This is a genomic window from Novipirellula sp., assembly GCF_041583735.1.
Classification (GTDB): Bacteria; Planctomycetota; Planctomycetia; order Pirellulales; family Pirellulaceae; genus Novipirellula.
This window is the reverse complement of sequence record NZ_JBFHFD010000013.1, coordinates 20,232-40,482: the sequence shown is the minus strand read 5'-3', so window position 1 is coordinate 40,482 and position 20,251 is coordinate 20,232. Positions and strand designations below refer to the sequence as shown.

At 56.7% G+C, this 20,251-nt stretch carries 11 protein-coding genes, 1 other RNA gene and 1 pseudogene; 6 read left to right on the top strand and 7 right to left on the bottom strand.

The window, feature by feature from the left end:
- From ABX962_RS02455 to guaA, 4 genes and pseudogenes are all read right to left on the bottom strand, one after another.
- A pseudogene (locus ABX962_RS02455) lies at nucleotides 1-1,145 on the bottom strand (hypothetical protein); the annotation flags it as partial.
- Between the two features lie 139 nt (nucleotides 1,146-1,284).
- On the bottom strand, nucleotides 1,285-1,554 hold the full coding sequence (locus ABX962_RS02450) for a hypothetical protein (protein ID WP_372716281.1): 270 nt from the start codon (nucleotides 1,552-1,554) through the stop codon (nucleotides 1,285-1,287).
- Between the two features lie 60 nt (nucleotides 1,555-1,614).
- On the bottom strand, nucleotides 1,615-3,294 hold the full coding sequence (ettA, locus tag ABX962_RS02445; RefSeq protein ID WP_339937299.1) for an energy-dependent translational throttle protein EttA: 1,680 nt from the start codon (nucleotides 3,292-3,294) through the stop codon (nucleotides 1,615-1,617).
- 101 nt (nucleotides 3,295-3,395) lie between these two features.
- A complete protein-coding gene (guaA, locus tag ABX962_RS02440) occupies nucleotides 3,396-4,982 on the bottom strand; it encodes a glutamine-hydrolyzing GMP synthase (protein ID WP_372716278.1) in 1,587 nt (528 codons plus the stop codon).
- A gap of 237 nt (nucleotides 4,983-5,219) precedes the next feature.
- Here guaA and surE point away from each other — a divergent pair, with 237 nt between their 5' ends.
- The 5 genes from surE (at nucleotide 5,220) to ABX962_RS02415 (ending at nucleotide 12,024) form a co-directional block, all read left to right on the top strand.
- Complete coding sequence (gene surE / locus ABX962_RS02435; protein WP_372716277.1) at nucleotides 5,220-5,981, top strand: 5'/3'-nucleotidase SurE; 762 nt, start codon at nucleotides 5,220-5,222, stop codon at nucleotides 5,979-5,981.
- Between the two features lie 164 nt (nucleotides 5,982-6,145).
- The gene (gene tkt / locus ABX962_RS02430; protein ID WP_372716275.1) at nucleotides 6,146-8,191 is read left to right on the top strand and encodes a transketolase; all 2,046 of its coding nucleotides are present in this window, start codon (nucleotides 6,146-6,148) and stop codon (nucleotides 8,189-8,191) included.
- 138 nt (nucleotides 8,192-8,329) lie between these two features.
- Nucleotides 8,330-9,853, top strand: a complete 1,524-nt coding sequence (locus ABX962_RS02425; RefSeq protein ID WP_372716273.1) for a PQQ-binding-like beta-propeller repeat protein — start codon at nucleotides 8,330-8,332, stop codon at nucleotides 9,851-9,853.
- Between the two features lie 245 nt (nucleotides 9,854-10,098).
- Nucleotides 10,099-11,220 carry a serine/threonine-protein kinase gene (locus tag ABX962_RS02420; protein WP_372716271.1) on the top strand — a complete coding sequence of 374 codons (1,122 nt, stop codon included), beginning with the start codon at nucleotides 10,099-10,101 and terminating at the stop codon, nucleotides 11,218-11,220.
- A 9-nt stretch (nucleotides 11,221-11,229) separates the two neighbouring features.
- On the top strand, nucleotides 11,230-12,024 hold the full coding sequence (locus ABX962_RS02415) for an inositol monophosphatase family protein (protein WP_372716269.1): 795 nt from the start codon (nucleotides 11,230-11,232) through the stop codon (nucleotides 12,022-12,024).
- A 107-nt stretch (nucleotides 12,025-12,131) separates the two neighbouring features.
- Here the strand turns inward: ABX962_RS02415 and dnaX are convergent, their stop codons facing one another.
- From dnaX to ABX962_RS02400, 3 genes are all read right to left on the bottom strand, one after another.
- Nucleotides 12,132-13,961: a DNA polymerase III subunit gamma/tau gene (gene dnaX, locus ABX962_RS02410; protein ID WP_372716267.1), complete on the bottom strand. Its 1,830-nt coding sequence runs from the start codon at nucleotides 13,959-13,961 to the stop codon at nucleotides 12,132-12,134.
- A gap of 119 nt (nucleotides 13,962-14,080) precedes the next feature.
- Nucleotides 14,081-14,175: signal recognition particle sRNA small type (gene ffs, locus ABX962_RS02405), an RNA gene on the bottom strand.
- A 336-nt stretch (nucleotides 14,176-14,511) separates the two neighbouring features.
- A complete protein-coding gene (locus ABX962_RS02400) occupies nucleotides 14,512-16,320 on the bottom strand; it encodes a hypothetical protein (RefSeq protein ID WP_372716265.1) in 1,809 nt (602 codons plus the stop codon).
- Nucleotides 16,321-17,116: 796 nt separating this feature from the next.
- Here ABX962_RS02400 and ABX962_RS02395 point away from each other — a divergent pair.
- Nucleotides 17,117-20,113: an AsmA-like C-terminal region-containing protein gene (locus ABX962_RS02395; RefSeq protein ID WP_372716263.1), complete on the top strand. Its 2,997-nt coding sequence runs from the start codon at nucleotides 17,117-17,119 to the stop codon at nucleotides 20,111-20,113.
- Nucleotides 20,114-20,251: the final 138 nt, after the last annotated feature.

Below are 20,251 nucleotides of genomic sequence, written 5' to 3'. Positions count from 1 at the left end.
TGTTGAACTTGCACGGCTCGCCGCTCGGCAAGTGCCGCGTTGAGATGTTGCCGGGCTGCTCCGAACGGTTGTCGCCGCAGTTGTTGTTCCTGCGCCAAACGTTCGGCGTGGCTGCCCTGCAATTGTCGTAAGCGGTCTTCGTAAAACGCGTCCCGGTACGAGGCAATCGGTTTCATTAGCGACGTCAGCGTAATGTCGCTGGTGTAGGCACCCGGCCCCCATCCGCTGATCCCTGAAGCCATCAAGATCGTACCGGCTAAAACCGTCGCGGCTTCGGCCAGCAGTTCCGATGGTTCCATGTCGCTCGGTTCACGCAGTCGGCTTAGCAGCGCATCTAACGTGACTTGGCGCAACACGAAACGATCGTAATGACCATCCAATGTGATCGACCGAGTGTCCCAGCCGCCAAAGTGATAGTTCGGCCGGCGGTTCACCGGGTGATCGAAATCGAAAGCCCGCGGATCAAGTGAAAGCTCTTGAACGCGGCCCAGATCGAACGAGGCGGCACGCAGAATGTCAGGGTCGGTATTGCGAAGCACTTCCAAGGCCGCTTCGATCACGTTGTGGTAAGGGCCAGCAGAAATGCCGGCGCCGGCGATGTACAACGGGATCGGCCGAACAAACTCGTGAGCATACGGTTCGCAGCGGCGATTCTCGAGCACCGGTACCGGGCGATAGCCGACGTAGTCGTTGAGCTGTTCGATGGCTCGGTCAACAATCTCTTCATCGCTTGCCTCGGCAGCATCACTGGCGAAGGCAATCGCCAGGATCACATCGGCAGCACGGCCCATGAAAAAGCCGTTGAACAGCAGTTCGGGCTGTTGATGAAACAGCAGATCGCGGTGGTAGTCGACGTATGCCGGAAGCAGATCGCTCCACAGGATCTTGACGACACGCTGTGCTTGGCTGGTGTCGCGAAACGCGGCTTGGCTGGCGCGCAGCGACGCAAGCGTTTCGGTCATCCAGTCTTTGAGCACCAACCACGCGGCGGGCCCCGTTAGCGGGTCTCCTGCGGACGCTTGTTGATAGACTTCGTTCCAAGCGGTAAAGATCGCGGGGTCGCTGGTGCCGGACGAGAAGTTTAGATAACCCGCCAGTCGCCGAAGCGGTTCTTTGATTGCATCGGAAGGCGATTGGTTTGGCATCTCGTGGGGCACGTTTCGGGAAGAAAGCGTCGGTGGAAGGGAGTGTCGTCACTGCGGGAGTGTCAAAACCGCTTCCGGTGCAGCCGATGTTTTAATTCGGAGGGCCGGAAGCCTGTCCCGCTCAGTTCATGCTCTTGGCTCAGCCCTTCTTTTTCTTTTTCGTCACCGTCTTTTTGCCAGCAGTCGCTTTGGCAACCGCTTTTTTCTTAGTGGTTTTCTTTTTGGTGGCGGCGGGCTTCGCAGCGGGGACTGCTGCTTTTACCTTGGTCGCAGTTTTTTTCTTGGCCGTTTTCTTGCTGGACTTTTTCTTCGTATTCTTACCGGCCTTTTTGGTTTTGGGCCCGTCACCAAAGATAGAGCTCCAACCGTCCGAATACTTTTCGTTTGTGCCGACTCGAAGAATGGTCATGGAATAGGTCTTTCGCAGTTGAGTGAGTGTGAGTGTGTGGGCAAAGCCACGGCAGCGAGACTAGCTCGCGTGAATGCTTTTGTAACGAGCTCGTTTGGAAACTTCATCTGGATCGTCTCCCATCCGCTCACGAAGGTTTCGTTCGTAGATGTCAAAGTTGCCTTCGCACCACGTTAGTTTTCCGTCGCCTTCGAATGCCAGGATATGCGTGGCGAGTCGATCAAGGAACCAGCGGTCGTGGCTGGTGACAACCACGCAACCGGCGAAGTTCTCAATCGCCTCTTCGAGGGCGCGTAACGTATCGACATCGAGATCGTTGGTTGGTTCGTCCAACAGCAACACATTACAACCTTTTCGTAGTAAGGTTGCCAAGTGGACTCGATTGCGTTCTCCACCGGAAAGGTTGCCAACTTTCTTTTCTTGGTCGGGGCCTTTGAAGTTAAATCGCGATACATACGAGCGAGAGGCGATGCTGCGTCCGCCCATCTCGAGGTGGTCGTGGCCGCCACTGATTTCCTGGAAAACGGTTTTGTTCGGATCCAATGCGTCGCGGCTCTGATCGACGTAGCCCAGGTCGACGGTCTCGCCAACGCGGATCGTGCCCGAGTCCGGAGTGTCTTGTCCGGTCAACATACGGAACAGCGTCGTTTTTCCCGCTCCGTTGGGTCCGATCACCCCGACGATACCGCCCGGTGGCAAACGGAAGCTGAGATCGTCGATCAGGACTTTGTCACCGAACGCTTTGTGGATATTTTTGCCTTCGATCACCAAATCGCCGAGGTGACGTCCCGAGGGGATTTGGATTTCCAGTTCGTCGGGTTTGTCCTCGAACGATTGAGCCGACAATTCTTCGTAGGACTTGATACGCGCCTTGCTTTTCGCTTGCCGCGCCTTCGGGCTCATGCGAATCCATTCCAATTCGCGAGCCAGTGTTTTGTCGCGGGCCTTTTGGGTGCGTTGCTCGACGGCCAAGCGTTTCGCGCGAGCATCGAGCCAAGCGGTGTAGTTGCCCTCGAACGGGATACCTTGGCCACGATCGATTTCCAAAATCCACTGCGCCACGTTGTCTAGGAAGTAGCGGTCGTGCGTCACTGCGACCACGGTGCCGCTGTAACGCGCGAGGTGTTGTTCGAGCCAGGCGACCGATTCGGCGTCGAGGTGGTTGGTGGGTTCGTCCAGCAGCAGCAGGTCGGGTTGGCGAATCAGCAATTGGCACATCGCGATACGGCGACGCTCGCCCCCGGACAATTTGTCGATGTTCGCATCCCCAGGTGGCAGGTTCATGACCGCCATCGCGGTTTCCACTTGTCGATCGAGTTCCCACAGGTTTTGGCTGTCGATGATGTCCTGCAGCTTTGCCATCTCGTCGCAAAGTTTCATCATCTCTTTGTCATCGGTGACGTCGCCCAGCAACACGCTGATCTCGTTGTAGCGGTCAATCACGGCGCGGCGGTCGGCCACGGCGGTCTGCACGTTCTCGAACACCGTCTTGGTTGCATCCAAGGGGGGTTCTTGTTCGAGGTAGCCGACGCTAAATCCGTTGCCCAGCCGAGCGGTGCCTTCGAATTCGGTGTCTTGTCCCGCCATGATTCGCATCAGCGTCGATTTACCGGCACCGTTGGGGCCGAGGACGCCAATCTTTGCACCGGGGTAAAACGCCAAGTTGACCTCGTTTAGCACCACCTTTTGGCCGTGTTTTTTGGTGAGGTTCGTGACTTGGTAAATGAATTGTCCAGCCATGGCAGAAGTCTGAAGTTAAAAGTGAAAGGTTGAAAAATGCTACAGGAAGGAACGGAGCAGCTGCGGTGGGCAGCGGGTTGCAGGGATTCCGTTTAATTACCTTATTCCCATTCAATTGTCGCTGGCGGTTTGCTGCTGATGTCGTAACAGACGCGGTTGATCCCCGCGACTTCGTTAATGATCCGCGTGCTCATGCGGGCCAGCAAGTCGTAGGGTAAATGGCTCCAATCGGCGGTCATGAAGTCATCGGTTTTGACGCTGCGGATCGCGATCGCATTGTCGTAGGTTCGGGCATCGCCCATCACGCCAACGCTTTGCACCGGCAACAGCACGGCAAATGATTGGCTGGTTTCTCGGTACAGTCCGGCGTTGACGATTTCCTCGACGACGATCGAGTCGGCTTCGCGAAGGACTTTCAATTTTTCGCGAGTGACTTCGCCAAGGCAACGCACGGCCAAGCCCGGTCCAGGGAATGGGTGTCGCCAAACCAGCGATTCGGGCAGTCCCAGTTCGAGTCCCAGGCGGCGGACTTCGTCTTTAAACAAATCACGCAGTGGTTCGATCAATTCAAAGCCAAGTTCCTCGGGAAGTCCGCCCACGTTGTGGTGCAGTTTGATCGTCGCGGCAGGCCCATCGGGATCCGCGCCGCTTTCGATGACATCGGGATACAGCGTGCCTTGGGCCAAGAAGTGAGCGTCCTTGATTTTAGTCGCTTCCTCTTTGAAACAATCGATGAAGGCGTAGCCAATTCGTCGACGTTTTTCCTGCGGTTCGCTGATCCCTTCGAGGGTCGACATGAATCGCTCTTCGGCATCAACGACGTGCAGGTCGGTTTTGAAGTGGTCGCCGAATTCGCGGATCACCAACGCTTGTTCGTCTTTGCGGAGCAAACCGTTGTCGATCAAGATACACGAGAGTTGCGGTCCGATCGCCTTGTACAGCAGTGCCGCGACGACCGACGAATCGACTCCGCCGCTGAGTCCACAAATCACGCGTCGGTCGCCGACGAGTTCACGGACGTGTTCGATGGCCGCTTGGGCGAAATCGCCAAGTTGCCAGGTGCCTTCGCAGCCACACACGTCGATGACAAAGTTCTTGAGGATCTGGCCGCCCTGGGGCGTGTGCGTGACTTCGGGGTGGAATTGCATTCCATAGATCGGCAGCGTGCGATGCGCGATTGCCGCATACGGACAGGTGCTGGTTTGAGCGAGCGGTTCGAAGACTTCCGAGATCGAGGAAACCTGGTCCCCGTGGCTCATCCAGACTTCGATTTCCCCCTCGAGGTCACGAAACAGAGTTTCGTTGTTTTTGATCATACAGGTGGCCCGGCCGTATTCGCGACTGGGCGTATTGTCGACTTTGCCCCCTAGTGCGGCACAGGCCAATTGCATCCCGTAGCAGATGCCGAGCACGGGGATGCCCAGTTCAAATAGTTGGGGATCGCACTTCGGTGCCCCGTCGACGTAAACGCTCGACGGACCGCCTGACAAAATGATGCCCTTGGGATTGAGTTCGGCGATCCGGTCAGCCGCAATGTCATGCCGCAAGATTTGGCAGTAAACATTTTGTTCCCGCACGCGGCGGGCAATCAATTGGGCGTACTGGGATCCAAAATCGAGCACCACGATCCGCTGGGCGGTCAGGCTATCGGTCGTGTATTCAGATGCAGATAAAGTCGTATCAGCCATTGCAACGTTTGGGTTGTTTCCGCTCGAGGAAGTCGTCTTCGCGAAGAGTCTTTTCGAGCCAGCGGAATGAGTGGTGTCGCAGGAAAGAATCACGAAGTGTAGAAAATGCCACATTGATACCCAAGGGGCCTGCTTGGATCGTTCTGCGATCGAGCGTCATTTCGGATGGCGTTTTTTCAGCGGCGGGACTTGTTTGATAGCGGTATCGTTCGTCAATCTCTCTTTAAGCCGATCGCAATGAGAATTTTATTAACCAACGATGACGGCGTTTTCGCTCCGGGGCTCGCCGCACTCGAACAACAACTTCGTCATTTAGGCGAGGTCGTTGTCGTCGCACCGGCAACCGAACAGAGCGGGGTGGGGCATTCGATCACGTTTTTGTCGCCGCTGACCTGCAAGTCGATCCGCCGCGATGGCCGGCATTGGGCGTGGGCGGTCGATGGGTCGCCTGCCGATTGTGTGAAGTTGGCGATCGCCGAGCTGTTCAAGGACAATCCCGTCGATTTGGTCGTCAGCGGGATCAATAACGGGCTCAATGCGGGGGTGAACGTGCTGTACAGCGGGACGGTGGCCGCAGCGATCGAAGGGGCCTTTTTTGGGGTAACCAGCGTCGCCGTGTCGCTGGAATATGATCCAGACGCCGATTTTCAGGCGGCTGCCGTGATCGCGCGTGACGTCGTCGGTGGGTTGGTGAAACGTTCGGAAGCGAAAGGGAAACTTTTTAACTTGAATATTCCCACCGCCGCAACACTTTCGCCCCCCCATTTGTCGATTGTCCCCATGGGACTGGCTCAATATGGCCGAACTTACGAAAAACGCCAAGATCCGGGGGGGCGGGACTACTACTGGGCCCTGTGGTCTGAACCCGAACAACCGCCGGCCGAACACTTTGATGTGACCGCGTTACGCAACGGTAACGTGACTCTCACCCCCCTACAGTTCGACCTCACCGTTGAGCCACTGCTTGAATCGATGGGGGATTGGGGGCTCGAGCTCTGACGGACCCTTTTGGGGTTGGTCTCTGGCAGCTAATATTTGCGGAACTGATACCATTTCGCTGTGGGAGCGATTAAGTTCCGCAGCCCCTACTTAAAATCGCCATTCCCGCGAATTGAATCGCGGGATTACTTCTTCCACCCCTCTTCCAGAGAGCGACTGTACCGATGAGCGTAGCCACCACGAACATTCAAACTCTAGCCATCGATACCATCCGGGCCCTTAGCATGGATGCGGTGCAGACTGCAAACAGCGGGCACCCAGGTACCCCCATGGCATTGGCGCCGGTGGCTTACCAAGTCTTCAACAAGACGATGAATTACGATCCCGCCCGGCCGCATTGGCCCAACCGTGATCGTTTCGTGCTGTCGTGTGGCCACGCATCGATGCTGCTTTACAGCACGCTGCACTTGGCGGGCGTCAAAGCAGTCGACAAATCGGGCAAGGTTCTCGATGAGCTTTCGATCAAGCTCGAAGATATCAAGAATTTCCGTCAAATCGGCAGCGTTTGTGCCGGGCACCCCGAGTTTGCGGAAGCAGCGGGTATCGAAACGACCACAGGTCCGCTTGGGGCCGGCGTCAGCAACTCGGTCGGGATGGCGATGGCCGAAAAATGGCTCGCGGCAAACTATAACACTGCCGACGAGGTGCTGTTTGACTACAACACCTACGCCCTTTGCAGTGACGGTGACTTGATGGAAGGGGTTGCCTGCGAAGCCGCTTCGGTCGCCGGCCATCTGAAGCTCGACAACCTGTGCTGGTTGTACGATGACAATCACATCACGATCGAAGGCGACACCGATCTCTCGTTCAGCGAAGATGTTGCGACCCGCTTCGAAGGTTTGGGATGGAATGTGCTACGCGTCGACGATGCCAACGATACCAAGGCGTTGGCGGCAGCATTAGAGAAATTCCACGCCTGCAAAGATAAACCGACGCTGATTATCGTTCGCAGCGTGATCGGTTGGGGAGCCCCAAATAAGCAAAACACTCACGGGGCTCACGGTGCACCCCTTGGATGGGACGAAGTCGCGTTGGCCAAAAAAGCTTACGGTTTGCCAAGTGACGAGAAGTTCTATGTGCCAGAGGGCGTTCGCGAAGACTTTGCTAGCAATGTCGGGGCACGCGGCAGTGAGGCGGCTAAGGCTTGGGACGCGGTGTGGACGAAGTACCAAAAATCGAATCCCGCAAAGGCAGCTGAGCTTGAAGCGATGTTTGCCGGCGAATTGCCCGAAGGTTGGGACAAGGACATTCCGGTCTTTGAAGCGAGCGAAAAAGGGGACGCGACCCGCAATAGCAGCGGAAAAGTGCTCAACGCGATCGCCAAGAATATTCCTTTCATGATCGGCGGTTCCGCCGACTTGGCCCCAAGTAACAAGAGCGATTTGACGTTTGAAGGTGCGGGCGATTTTCTGCCGGGGCAATACAAGGGCCGCAACCTGCATTTCGGTATTCGCGAGCACGCGATGGCGGGAATCGTCAACGGATTGTCGCTTTCCGGGCTGCGAAGCTACGGCGCGACCTTCTTTGTATTTAGTGACTACATGCGAGGTGGACTGCGTTTGAGCAGCATCATGCATCAACCGGTGATCTACATTCTGACGCACGATTCGATCGGCGTTGGCGAAGACGGTCCTACGCATCAACCGATCGAGCATTTGACGGCATGCCGTGCCATCCCGGGAATGAACGTGTTCCGTCCCGGCGATGCGAACGAGGTGGCCGAGTGTTATCGAGCGGCGATGAAGATCAGTGATCACCCCTCGATGTTCGTGCTGTCGCGTCAAAACATGCCTACCTTGGATCGCACCAAGTATGCGTCGGCCAGCGGATGCAGTCGCGGTGGCTATGTTTTGAGTGATTGCGAGGGAACGCCGGACGTGATCTTGATGGGCAGCGGCAGCGAATTGTGCATGGCGGTCGATGCCGCCACGGAACTGACTGCGGCTGGCAAGAAGGTGCGTGTCGTCAGCATGCCATGTATGGACATCTTCGCGGCGCAGGACCAAGCGTACATTGATAGCGTCCTGCCGCCCGAAGTGACCAACCGGGTCGCAATTGAGGCGGGAATCCGCATGTGTTGGGATCGTTGGATCGGCAGCAACGGCAAGTTCGTTGGGATGAGCGGTTTTGGGGCCAGTGGGCCGTTTGACGCCGTTTATGAGCACTTCGGTATCAACACCGCTGCGATGGTGGCGGCCGCCAAGGCGTAAGCTTCCGGCTTTTGCGGGGCAGACCGAGTTGGAGCGAGTGGTTTTTGATTAGGCGTAGGTCTACGATGTCTCGATGGCGGTTCTTTGGTGGGGCCGCCGGCCAGAGTCTATCGCAATCGCAAAACGAAGGTTTGTTAGATGTGCCGTTTGCTCCCTCCATACGGGTGCGGGTCCCTGCATCGAGTCGTTCTGGGGCGACTATGCCTCGGACTACTGAGTCTGGGGGCGTTTGATGGATCGCGGCTGAGGGCCGATTGGCCTCAGTGGCGAGGAGCCAGCCGCGATGGTTACGCCGAATCCAGCAGCTTGATTCGCGATTTGCCCGCCGCAGGGCTGCCATCGGTTTGGGAATTTGCCGACTTCGAAGGAGGCAATTCGGGCGGATGGAGTTCGCCGGTCATTGCGGACGGTAAGGTTTATGCCTACGCCCACACCAAGAGCAAAAAAGGGGATGCCGCACTGGGGCAAGCACTGTTTCCCTGGTTGCCGCCCGAAAAACGCACGGGAATGACCGATGCGGAATACGAAGAGTACGAGGTCCAACGTCGTGATGAAAATGAGGCTCGTGCGAAGGCGTTTTCCTTTGAGCAGCGAGTGGTTTGTCTCGATTTGAAATCAGGTAAAACGCTTTGGGACAAGCGAACACCGGTGGTCTACACACGATTTGTTCAATCTGGAACGCCGTGTGTTGCCCAGGGAAAGTTGTTTGTGTTGGGGCCTGAGCGAACGGCATATTGCTATGACGCTGAAACCGGCAACGTGATTTGGACCCAGCGGTTGCCGGGCGAATTTCGTGATGAGTTCTTCGCCAGTTCGTTTGTCGTGCATGCGGACGTGGCGATGGTGGCCTGTGGAGCTCTGGTCGCGTTGGATGTGGCAGACGGGCGTTTGCTTTGGCAGGGGCAAACGCCGCTGGATTACGCATCGCATAGCAGTCCGGTGATTTGGCAGTTAGGAAATCAGCCAAGTCGTGCTGCGGACGTCGTGATCGCCAACACCAAGGGGGGGCGAACTGAGGCCTCTCGGATCGCAGATGGCACCTTGTTGTGGGATCTCGAATCGGGGGCCGGGCAATCAACGCCGATCGTTACTGCTGGCTTATTGTTGACCTACGGTTCGTCGCGAAAGAACGGCTTGAGTGCGTATCGTTTAGACGCCAAGACGCCCGAGGTCGCACCGGAATTGGCGTGGCGGTTCCGTGGAGCAGCGGACTTGGGGTCGACGCCGGCTGTGTACAAAGATTCAGTGTTTGTGCAAGGTGAAAAGCGTCTGGCAAAAGTCAGTTTGGCGGATGGGGATACCCTTTGGCAGACCACCTTGTCGATTTCCAATCCACGCTACACATCTTTGGTCATTGCCGGCGATCTACTCTACTTTGGTTGGGATGGCTTGCTGTGTGTGGATGCGGCAAGCGATCGTTATCGCGTGCTTTTTGATGCGGAGATTGATTCCGAAGGACGCCTAATCAAGAGTGGCGACTTAAGGAACAAGCTGAAGCTTGACGAGATAGAGGGCGGCGAGGCAGAAAAGGTTTGGCAGAAAACGCTGTCCTTTGGCCCTTTGGCGTGTTCGACGCCCGCAGTTAGCGATGGTGTCATGCTGGTTCGCCGTCGTGATTCTCTGGTCTGTTATCGTCTAAGTTCGGGGGACTCGCCGAGGTAGAGCTATCTGGTGGGTGTCTTGAAGGGGGTAATCAAGGGAATATCGGATCGCCGAATGACGCGATATGTTTTGCGGGGCCATCCGGAAAGGGTGGCACCGAGCGTTTGTTTCTCTTCATCTTTGGGGGATTGGTTTTCCTAACTTGTTGGTGGGCGGGACTTTTTTTAACTGTACAAATCGAGCGGGTGTCCGTTAGTTACTTTAGGGGGCGCTGGTCTTGGTAAAAACAAGGATGGACAGCATTTATGCAAGCGACAACACGATTCGAGCCGAATCCCACGGTGACTCTTCATGGGTCGGCTCAAGGTAATACCGATAAAGAGTTGGTACGTCGCTACGATGACCTCACTCGTGCGCCGAAGGTCAGTTGGACGGGGCATCATCATCTGCTTCGTCTGCTCGGCCAGGGCGGCCAGGGCGAGGTTTATCTGACCGAGTACCGTGGAACCGACGGATTTACTGTTCCGGTGGCGATGAAAGTCTTTTCGCCGGAACGTTACACCGATGCGCGTGCTTACGAAGAATCGATGGCTCGGGTTGCTTCCGTAGCGGCCCGCGTTGCTTTGATTCAGCACGATAATTTGCTCGACGTGCAAAATTTCTTCGAGCGTGACCGTATCCGCATCATGATGATGGAATGGGTCGATGGTTACGATTTACGACAATTGGTTTCGCCTAGCTGTTTAGAGTTGTTGCACAATCGCGTCAGCCAGCGGCGTTGGGATTACATCAACGAAGTGATCTTGACCGACGGCATGGAGCAGTCGCGATTCAAGGCGGGGGTGGCCGTCGCGATCGTGCGTGAATGTTTAGCCGCTCTCGCCGCCCTGCACCGTGAAAATATTGTGCATGGGGATGTCAAACCAGCGAACATCATGCTGAAGCGATCCGGGCACACCAAGCTGATCGATATGGGGTCCGCGTTCGATTTCACGAACCCACCGCGGGATCGTGAGTGTACTCCGGTGTACGCGGCGCCCGAAGTCCTCGAGAATAACGAGGCGACGCCACGGAGTGACTTGGCGAGCGTGGGTTATGTTTTGATCGAATTGTTAAGTGGCATGAATCCGTTTGAGGGGTTCGAGAATTTGAGGCAATTGTTGCAAGCCAAGCGAGAGTTACCCGCTCGGTTGCATCAGATTTTGCCCGGCGATGTGCTGCGAAACGAATTGCTGATGAACTTTTTGTTGGGGCTGATCGCACCGGATCCGAATCGTCGCTTCCCCAGCGCCGAAGCGGCTGAGCATGTCGAGCAAGGGGCCGCGGCATTTCATCGTCAATTGATCCGCAGTGATATGGCGACCGAGTACGACAATGACATTCGCGTCTGGCTCGAAGAGCTCAGGCAACTCGAAGAATTTGAGTGATAGTTTAGGATGGATCAGCAGCATCTCGAAGTCGCCGTGGCTGCGGCGAAGGCCGGCGCGGTCGAATTGATGGCACGCCGTGACGACCGAGTGGTTCGTGAAAAAGCACCCAAGGATTTAGTGACGGATGCTGATCTCGCATCGCAGAAAGCCGTTCGCAAAATCTTGATGGAGGCTTTTTCGGGGTACGCCTTTGTGGGGGAAGAGGACGGCGAAAACGAGCCTCCCGACGCGGTTCGTCTTGGTAAACATGACGCGCCGCCCTGTTGGGTTGTCGATCCGCTCGATGGTACCGTGAACTATGTCCATCGGTTGCAAAGTTTTGCGGTCTCGATTGGTTTGTATGCCGCTGGAAAAATGCGACTGGGCGTCATTTATGATCCCGTGTGTGACGAGATGTTCACGGCGGTCGATGGCGGCGGAGCGTTTGTCAACGGTCGCCCCATGCATGTCAGTGGTCAACAAGATCTTCACGACAGCATGATGGCGTGTAGTTTTCCTGCGGGAGTGAAAGGGGATTCACCTGATGTGGCCCGTTTCGTTCGCGTGCTCGAGAAAACTCGCGCGCTGCGTCGACTCGGTTCCTGTGCATTGAATCTGTGTTACGTCGCCGATGGCCGGCTTGATGGTTATTGGGCCACCTGTGTGCACTCGTGGGATGCCGCTGCAGGAATCGTCATTGCTCGTGAGTCCGGAGCTTCAGTGACCGCCTATGACGGATCTGAATTCGACGATTGGAAGCCGCGATTTTGTGTGTCGAGTTCGCCAAAATTGCAACGATCGTTAATCGAATTGTTAGCGTAACGTTTTGTCCAAGTGGCCAGGGCCATGGTTGTTAGCGGCTTGGACGCTAGCCACCGTTCGGTTGCTAAGCAAAACGCCGCCTCAAAAAGGACACGCCGGAACCGGGGCTAGCGTGGCTTTTCGATTTTGACAATCTCGGCATCAAAGATCTCGACGATCGACTTCACCATCGTGTTGGCTTCGATCTCTTTCATTCGTAACATTCTCGCTTTGCCAGGCTCGACCGGCGCCACTTTGGCTTGCACCGGTTTGGGAGCTGCCAGCTGCAGTTCGAGCGTGATGTCGCGCCCCGCCAATTTTGCCACAGCGGAATTGAGTGATGTTTTATGTTGAGGGCTTTCGCAGCGACTGTACGCAAGCTTGGACTCTCCGGGGAAGACGAGCCGCAGTTTGCCTTCTTCGGCAACCACTCGCTGCACCGCACGCGCCAGCGTTTCGGTCATCGGTTCGACCGTCAATATCGCTTCTTGCCAAATGCGTTCGGCGTTGGCTTGGTTCCAGACTACGGCGGTCGCAGGTGCGGCGGGCGTCGGTGTCTCGCTGCTTTCCGCGGGCGAGCTGGGCTGGCTTACCGAGCTAGCGTGATTGGCCGTGGTGGATGGGGCTGCCTGTTCTTGAGTGGCGGCGACCGGCGTCGCGGGGGAGGTTGTCGCTGTTGCGGACACAGGACGCGAGGGTTCGGTGTCGGCGGTGCGTGCAGCAGGAGCGGCGTTAGCTACTATGTTTTTTTTTTCGCCCGCCGAGCCGCGGTGAGTTGGTGATGCCGCAATCGAATCGGCAGCGGCAGCCAGGTCGGCGATCTGCTGAAGGTCGGGCAGGTTGCAGATTTGGATTGCAGTGGCTTCAAGCAAGACGCGGGCATAGACGCTGTGGCGAATTCGCACCAGCGTTTGGTCTACAAGTCCAACCACCGCCAAGACGGTTTGCAGTCCCCAACGTTCGCCGAGCTCTTTGAGTTCATCGTAGAGGGCCGTCGAGGTATGTCGCATCAGAGTGGCGTCACAGCCGACAGCAACGGCCATCAAGTCGCGGAAATAAGCGAGCAGTTGCTCAGCCAGGCGACCTGCGTCGACCCCGGCGTCGATCCCTGCATCGAGTTGCCGGATTACCTCGGCGGCATCGCGCTCTGCCATCGCTTTGGCAAGCGCGTGCAGTCGCTCGTCGTCTGCGGTGCCCAGCATCGCGTGCACTTGTTCGGCAGTCAGGTTGCCGTCGCTAAAGCTAAGGACTTGTTCGAGTAGCGATTGGCTATCTCGCATCGAGCCGGCCGCGCGTCGTGCGATCAGCTCAAGTGCTTTATCGTCTGCTTCCGCATTTTCAGCATGCACGATTTCGCGAAGCCGATTGACGATCTTGGGAACTTCGACCGGCGCGAAATCAAACCGTTGGCAACGGCTGAGCACCGTGATGGGAAGTTTTTCGGGGTCGGTTGTGCAGAAGATAAACTTCACATGCTCGGGCGGTTCCTCGAGCGTTTTCAGCAGCGCGTTAAAGGCCGCGCCGGTTAACATGTGAACTTCGTCAATGATGTAGATCTTGTACCGCGAGCGGCTCGGGCGTACACCCACGTTCGCTCGCAACGAGCGGATTTCGTCGATCCCGCGATTGCTGGCACCGTCGATTTCGATCACATCGACATCTTCGCCCGAGTCAATCGCTTGCGCCACATCGGTGCTGTTGTCCGGCGTGGCGGTGGGGCCTGACGGATCATTGAGTGCTTTGGCGAAAATTCGAGCCGTGGACGTCTTGCCGACTCCGCGGGCACCGGTGAACAGATAGGCGTGTCCCACGCGGTTGGTGTCGATCGCATTTTTTAACGCGCGGCCGACGTGGTCCTGGCCCACCAATTGGTCAAAGGCGCGAGGGCGATAACGCCGCGCGACCACCACATACGAGTCTTGGGGGGAGGCGTTCTGCTGACCGGAAGACTCAGACATGGTGCGGGGCAAAAGCGTTCGCGTAATGAGTTTTCAACGCGTCGCGAGCAAGCGGCTTGCGTTTGTTCGAGTGCCAAACGTTTCAAGAGCGGAACGCGTTGAGGTGAAACGTTATGTCCGAAAGAGGCGACCCTCACACAGAGCTACACCGCTTATGGCTGCTCCAGTTAAGGCCTGACCAGGTTCACGATTCACAATCGCAAGGGTCGCCACTTTCGGACACAATTCGTTTCACCGAGGACGCGTGATTCTGACAGAAAAATGGTCGGTTGGGAACCGTCCCTCAGGAAAAGTGCTGAGTTCGTTTTTCAAGTCGAGAACGAAGTGGGGGGCAAGGGCGAGGCAATCAGGCCCCGTTTCTTGTTCGCCACCAGTAGGACGCGGGTTGCTGCGTCCATGTCGCATGCCCCGATGGCTTACTTCGAGGTTGTCGCAAAGCGGTCGCCTCGAAGAGCCTGCTGCATGCCTTTCGCTGCTGCGCGGCATGGCCGCTGCAAACGCGGCGGCCGGTGCTCAGTCTCAGCAGCGGTTTTACTTTCGGACTCGAATCTTAGCGGCGTTTGCCACCACGGCCTCGGCCACCACCGCCGCCACGAGCGGGCGTCTTCTTGTGGTTTTCCACATTGGCATCAACCAAGATGCTGACCGTTTCAAGCCATGTCGGAGCACTGGGGCGATCCACGGATCCGGCCGCCGCAGACTCGTTTCGCCGACCCCGGCCACGCGAACGTGATGGGGTGTCCGACGAGCTGTCTGGATCCGCAGAGTCTCGTCCCTTGGAATCGCGGTTTCCACGTGATCCACGGCCCGATTGTGAACGCGATTTTTCGCGACGAATCGCTTCCGCTTCATCGTCGTCTTCGAGATCGTCCACGAACGAGGGAAGTTCGCCGAAGGGGTCCGCGGTATCATCGCTGTCGACGTCTTTTACTTCCTCGTCGCTGCGACTGGACTCATCACGATTGCGTCCACGTCGTCCGCCGCGGCGGCCTCGGCGTCGCGAGCGAGGTCGGGGAGAATCTTCGTCGCGATCCGCAGCGGCGTCACTCGACTTGGGTGAGGTGTCTTCGCTGTCTTGGTCGTCAATCAGCAGTTCATCATCGTCGATGTCGTCAACAAACAGATTGGCACCAAAGCCAATCTCGTCAGTATCGCGGTTGGCATTGCGGCCACGATCCGAACGCGAGCGATCAGAGCGGCTATTAGGCTCGTCCGACACCTTCGCTGCACTTCGTTGACGGCGGCCACCTTCGGCGGCGGCACCACGTTGTGAATCACGCGACGAAGAATCACGCGACGAAGAATCACGTGACGAAGAATCACGTGACGAAGAATCACGTGACGAAGAATCGCGTGACGAACGACCTCGACCTCCGCGATCGCGGCCTCCGCGTTCACGTCCGGAATCGTCACCGCTGTCGGCAGCTTGTCCTGATCGTGAGCGGCTGCCTTCGTCGCCACGACGGGGCTGGTCTTCGCGAACTGCTTGAACGCCTGCTTTCGAAGCGTCGTCGGAGCCTTCGCTACGTTCGAGTTCCTCTTCGGTAATCCGTTGGCGGACGCCTCGGCGGCGACCACGACGACGCGGCCCACGCTCGCTTCGCTCGGAGTCTTTGTCTTCGAAGGAAGACTTTTTCGAGATGAATTTGCCGCTTGATTCCGCAGCGGGTTCGCTGTCGCGACTCCGCGATGGACGTCTTGCCGATTCGCTCGATCGCTCTCGGTTTTCGGCAGCGGGCTTTGTTTCGGCAGCCGGTTTTGCACGACGCGGTGCACCGAAGCTGTCATCGATGTCGCCGGCGTCGTCGCCCTCGGAGGCATCCAATCCGAGACCGGTGCCAAAACCGCTTCGTTTTGCTGTTGGGGCAGGCTCGGGATCGCGTTCGCGCTTTTCGGTTGGGGTGCGTTCGGGACGAGCCTCGGCCTTGGGCTTGGATTCTCGCTCAATTGCAAAATCATCGTCAACAGCCACGCCTAATTGGTTGGCGAGACTGCCCCAAGCACTGTCCTTGTCGGCGTTTTCAGTTTCGTCAGCCAATCCGGTCGGCTTGGATTTCTCTTGCAAACCGGCAGTCCCGACGGGGTTGCGAGGACGATCTTGAAACGATTTTTTGGGGGCCGCTTCCGCCGCACGACCTGGCTCCGCTGCCGGCTTGGCTACCGATTCCGTTTTCTTGGGAGGTCCAAAGCCAGGGATTTTTTGGGGTGGGGTGGGCGAGCGCAAGGCATCGAGCACGTCTTCCACACTTTTCGGACTATCGCCCAACTTTTCGCTGCTGACAGGACTCGTGCTGACCGCGCTCGGGGCACTGCGTCGTTGCGGGGCATTTCCCCCATCGGAGGATTTTTTGACATCCAAGTCCGATTCGAGTGAGGAACTGGGCTTCGATGACTCGGATTTGTTTTTTTCGGGTTCTGTAGAAGCAACAGACGGTTTGGGAGAAGACGTTTTCTTTTTTGGGGAATCGCTTGAGCCAGATGCGCCCAGGAGATTGGCAAGAAAGTTCCAGTGATCAGATCTCATGGATAACTGTTTGGGTAGAATTTTGTGTGTTTTGTAGTGTTTTGCTTGGTCGCAGCAGCAGGGTGGAGCGTTGGCAGCTTACGAGAAACTCGTGATAGGAGCTCAGTGGTCGCATCAAACGTGATCCGCGCGAATCCAGCAAAACAATGTGATATCGTCGAATTTTGGATAGCATTCCGGAAGGAATTTGCTTTTGAATTGGAGGTATCGACTAGGCTGACTCAGTGTAGCTTACCGACACAGTCGTACGCATGCGCTATCCGATTCACCCCTATGTATAGCTTGGCGGGATTTTTCTCCCAAGCCCGAAGCTCGAAATATACTGATTAGGACGCCGGAAACTCTCGCTGCCAATCCGTGTAATCGCTTCGTTGTCGTTGCCCGTCATGACCCTTCTATCCCCATGTTTGACGGGTTTTTAACCCCATTTGCTGCGAAGGACTCCGATTTTTGGCCCCGCCGCCACTGCGATCATCTGAAGGTCAGCAAAATCAAAGTTGGTCTTGTTTTTGCACCGGCGGGGGAACGGATCCGAGGGTTTCGCACAGGAACGTTGGCTTTTTTCGGGCTGTTTTCCGATCTAGATCAATGGGAACGAAATCTGTCACTCACCCGCAAGACCTCTTTCACCATGATGTTGCGACCAGCCGAATACGCTCTCGCTCGATGGATCTCGTTTGCCGGGATGCTGGGGGTATTGCTTGCATGGGGGGGCGGAACCGATGTTTTCGCTCAAGCTCCGCCCGCGGCGGGGCCAAAACCGGCGGCTGCTGCAAAAGACAATACGCGGTACTGGACCACCTCTTGGAATTTCGATTCTGTCGATGTTGAACGGCTTAATGAACGTTTGGACACATTGGGGGTCGGGATTCCGATCGAGATGGAGGGGACCGTTTCGGTCAATCTGAATGTCTCGGTTCCACTGAACGCCCTGACCGACACCAAAAAATATCGACTCGAGGGGCTCGTCCGCTCGCCGCAGTTGAAATTAGAGCAATTGGTGCTCGAAGATTTCCAGACGCATGTTCAGATCGCCGACGGCGTGATGTCGGTCGACAAAATTTCAGGTCGTTTGATCAACGCAGCCAGTCCGCAGCGGTCGCGTCAAGGAAACCGTTCACGTGGAGGCACCGTCAGCGGTTCCGCCACCCTCCAGTTGTCGCCGCTCGGTGAAATCGATGCCTCGATCACAACCGAATCGGTGGCGATCCAGCCGCTGCATGAATTGATCCTGGCCATTCAATCCGTCGGGGATCAACAACCGCTGCATGGCGTGGTGTCGGGCGAGATTCAGTTTCGGGCACCCCTGAAAACGATTCGCGAAATCCGCAGTTGGAATGCGAAGACTCAATTGCGAATCGACGCTCTGGCTCGCGGCGACGCGTTGCCGTTAGATATTCCCTCAGCATCGATCTCGATCGCCGATGGCGTGTTGATGGCCAATGATTTGCAGGTCCGTTCGTCCGAGTCGGCTGATCTATCTGCTTCGCTGCAGGGGCGAATCGAACTGGAACGGCAGCAGCGATTTTCGTTTGCAATTCGCGCGAATGATCTGCCTTTGGATGTGTTGGCACAGCTTGCCGGAGCAAACGCCAATCGATTCGCTACGGGCCAAGTTGATCTAGACGCGACCGCAACCGGAGAATTGGCACAGCAGAAATGGACGATGGCCGGACGAGTGGCATCGCCCCGTTTAAGTATCGCGGGGGTGCAGCTTGGTTTGATCGAACATGCGTTCGAGTTTGATCAACAACACTTGAAACTCGAGCCCGCCGGCGCAATCGGCAGTCCACGACGTGCTGATCTGATCGTGCAAAACGTGCAAGCCAATTACACGTTGCAGGATCGCCGCTGGGTGCTTTCCCAAATCGACGCCCATTTATTTGGTGGCGAGATTTCCGGCGAAGCCTCTGTGGCACTCGACAAGCAGGACAGCAGCACGTTGAACTTGAATTGGCGAGGATTGTCGCCCAATGTGAATGCTCAGCTGTTTTCGCTCGCCGATGTGGTGCTTTCCGCACGTTCCTCGGGCAAGATCGATTGGACGCTTCCTGCAGGCGATTGGAGCCGATTGGCGGACCAAAACGGAAATGTTCAGATTCAACTTGATTCGATCAAAGTGGGCGATGCGGATATCGGACAGATGGATCTCGTGATTTCAAAATCCGACGATGCGCTCAAACTCACTGCCGACGGGAATCTGTTCGGAGGCGATGTCAAAGTGGAAACGCAATCCGACGTGGCCGATGACATGACATGGCAAGATCTGTGGCAACGCCCCTCGCAAATCCGTTTGTCGGTCAATCGAATTCGCATCGATCGGTTTGTCGCGGTGCTGCCTCAGGAATCGTGGTTGGTGCCCCGCTTTCGCCAACTTCGTGGCTTGGTGTCGGCCGAAATTGATTTGGATGGCGTATTGGTTGCAACGCAGCAGGATACTCCGCTACGATCGACCGCGAAAATTCAGCTCGACCATCTGTCGCTTGCGTCGGTACAGATTACCCATCGTTTGGAAATCGAACTACGCACACGCGGCAGCAACGTCGATATCGATAAGGTGGCAGGGATCTACGCCGGAGGCCGGATCACGGCGCGCGGCCAATGGGACTTGCTACAGAACGACGGGCACATTGATGTCCAGGTCGCCTCGGTCGATGCTTCCCCCTCGATTCGCTTGCTGTCGGATTCCGTTGCAGATTTTGTCGAAGGAAAATTGTCTGGCCAATTTCATGTGTCCGGGGGACAATCGATTCGAGCGCGAGGTGCGGTTCAGGCACACGATGCGGTGGTCGCAGGCATTCCCGTCGGCGACGCCAATGGGGGCTTGCTCGCTTCCTACTCGCTCGGCAGCGGCCAATGGGATGCGTCGTTTTCCTCGATTCATGGCGAAGTCGCTCGCGGCCGATTGCGAGGTGTCGCGAAGCTCAAGTCGTCCTATCGCCCCAATCGTTTTGATATGACCAGCCAATGGTCGTTCGAGCGTGTTAATTTTGCCAAGTTTATCGCGGACGCAGGGGGCGGAAGCTTTTCGTATGCCAACGGCCAAGTCCGCGGGAAGTTGTCGCTGGGCGGAGAAGCGATTGCCAGTAGCGACGATCTTCGCGGATCCTTTTCCACTGAACTGGATGGCTCGCAAGCCTCGGCGATCCCAGGGCTAAGCGAGGCCCAGCGATTTCTCGGAGCGGTTCCGCTGGCCGGAATCCGAATCGAGGACGGTCGGCTCGATGGAACCATCACCCGTGGCCGCGCTCGGATCGATGAATTTGTCCTCAGTAGCCCGCAACTCAAGGTCTGGGCCGATGGCTACGTGCAGTTAGATAATCTGCGAATGGATGTCGAGGCGGTGATCTCGACCGGCAACTTCCAGACCAGCCAATTGATGGAAGTCTATCTGCAAATCGCCTCGTTCACCTCGCTTTCGCCGGTCGCCCTTTTTATTCGCATCAATCAACTGCTCAGCAACCGCACCATTTATGTCGACGTTGCAGGCACTCTTTACGACCCCAAATTAAGGTTGCGGCCGCTTGCGACGCTGCGTGACGAAGTCGCCCGTTACATCGTCAGCGAAGTATTGGGACTGAATTGTGCTGTCTTCGGCTCGGAAAACCCGTTCCAAGGCCAAAATTAACCAACCTCCAGCCATCCGCGTCGTCACACGAAGCGTGTCGCCACGAAATTCGATGACTTTAGTCGGGAACCACTGGGGCCATCACCACTGGGGCCATTGCACGCGAAAACTGTGAAACCTTGGCGTTTACGTAGAAAT

Excerpts from the sequence above, each read along its gene's own strand:
- ABX962_RS02420 (WP_372716271.1), top strand. The coding sequence starts at position 10,099 with ATGCAAGCGACAACACGATTCGAGCCGAATCCCACGGTGACTCTTCAT.
- guaA (WP_372716278.1), bottom strand. The coding sequence starts at position 4,982 with ATGGCTGATACGACTTTATCTGCATCTGAATACACGACCGATAGCCTG.
- ABX962_RS02425 (WP_372716273.1), top strand. The coding sequence starts at position 8,330 with ATGTGCCGTTTGCTCCCTCCATACGGGTGCGGGTCCCTGCATCGAGTC.
- dnaX (WP_372716267.1), bottom strand. The coding sequence starts at position 13,961 with ATGTCTGAGTCTTCCGGTCAGCAGAACGCCTCCCCCCAAGACTCGTAT.
- ettA (WP_339937299.1), bottom strand. The coding sequence starts at position 3,294 with ATGGCTGGACAATTCATTTACCAAGTCACGAACCTCACCAAAAAACAC.
- ABX962_RS02395 (WP_372716263.1), top strand. The coding sequence starts at position 17,117 with ATGATGTTGCGACCAGCCGAATACGCTCTCGCTCGATGGATCTCGTTT.
- ABX962_RS02415 (WP_372716269.1), top strand. The coding sequence starts at position 11,230 with ATGGATCAGCAGCATCTCGAAGTCGCCGTGGCTGCGGCGAAGGCCGGC.
- tkt (WP_372716275.1), top strand. The coding sequence starts at position 6,146 with ATGAGCGTAGCCACCACGAACATTCAAACTCTAGCCATCGATACCATC.
- ABX962_RS02450 (WP_372716281.1), bottom strand. The coding sequence starts at position 1,554 with ATGACCATTCTTCGAGTCGGCACAAACGAAAAGTATTCGGACGGTTGG.
- surE (WP_372716277.1), top strand. The coding sequence starts at position 5,220 with ATGAGAATTTTATTAACCAACGATGACGGCGTTTTCGCTCCGGGGCTC.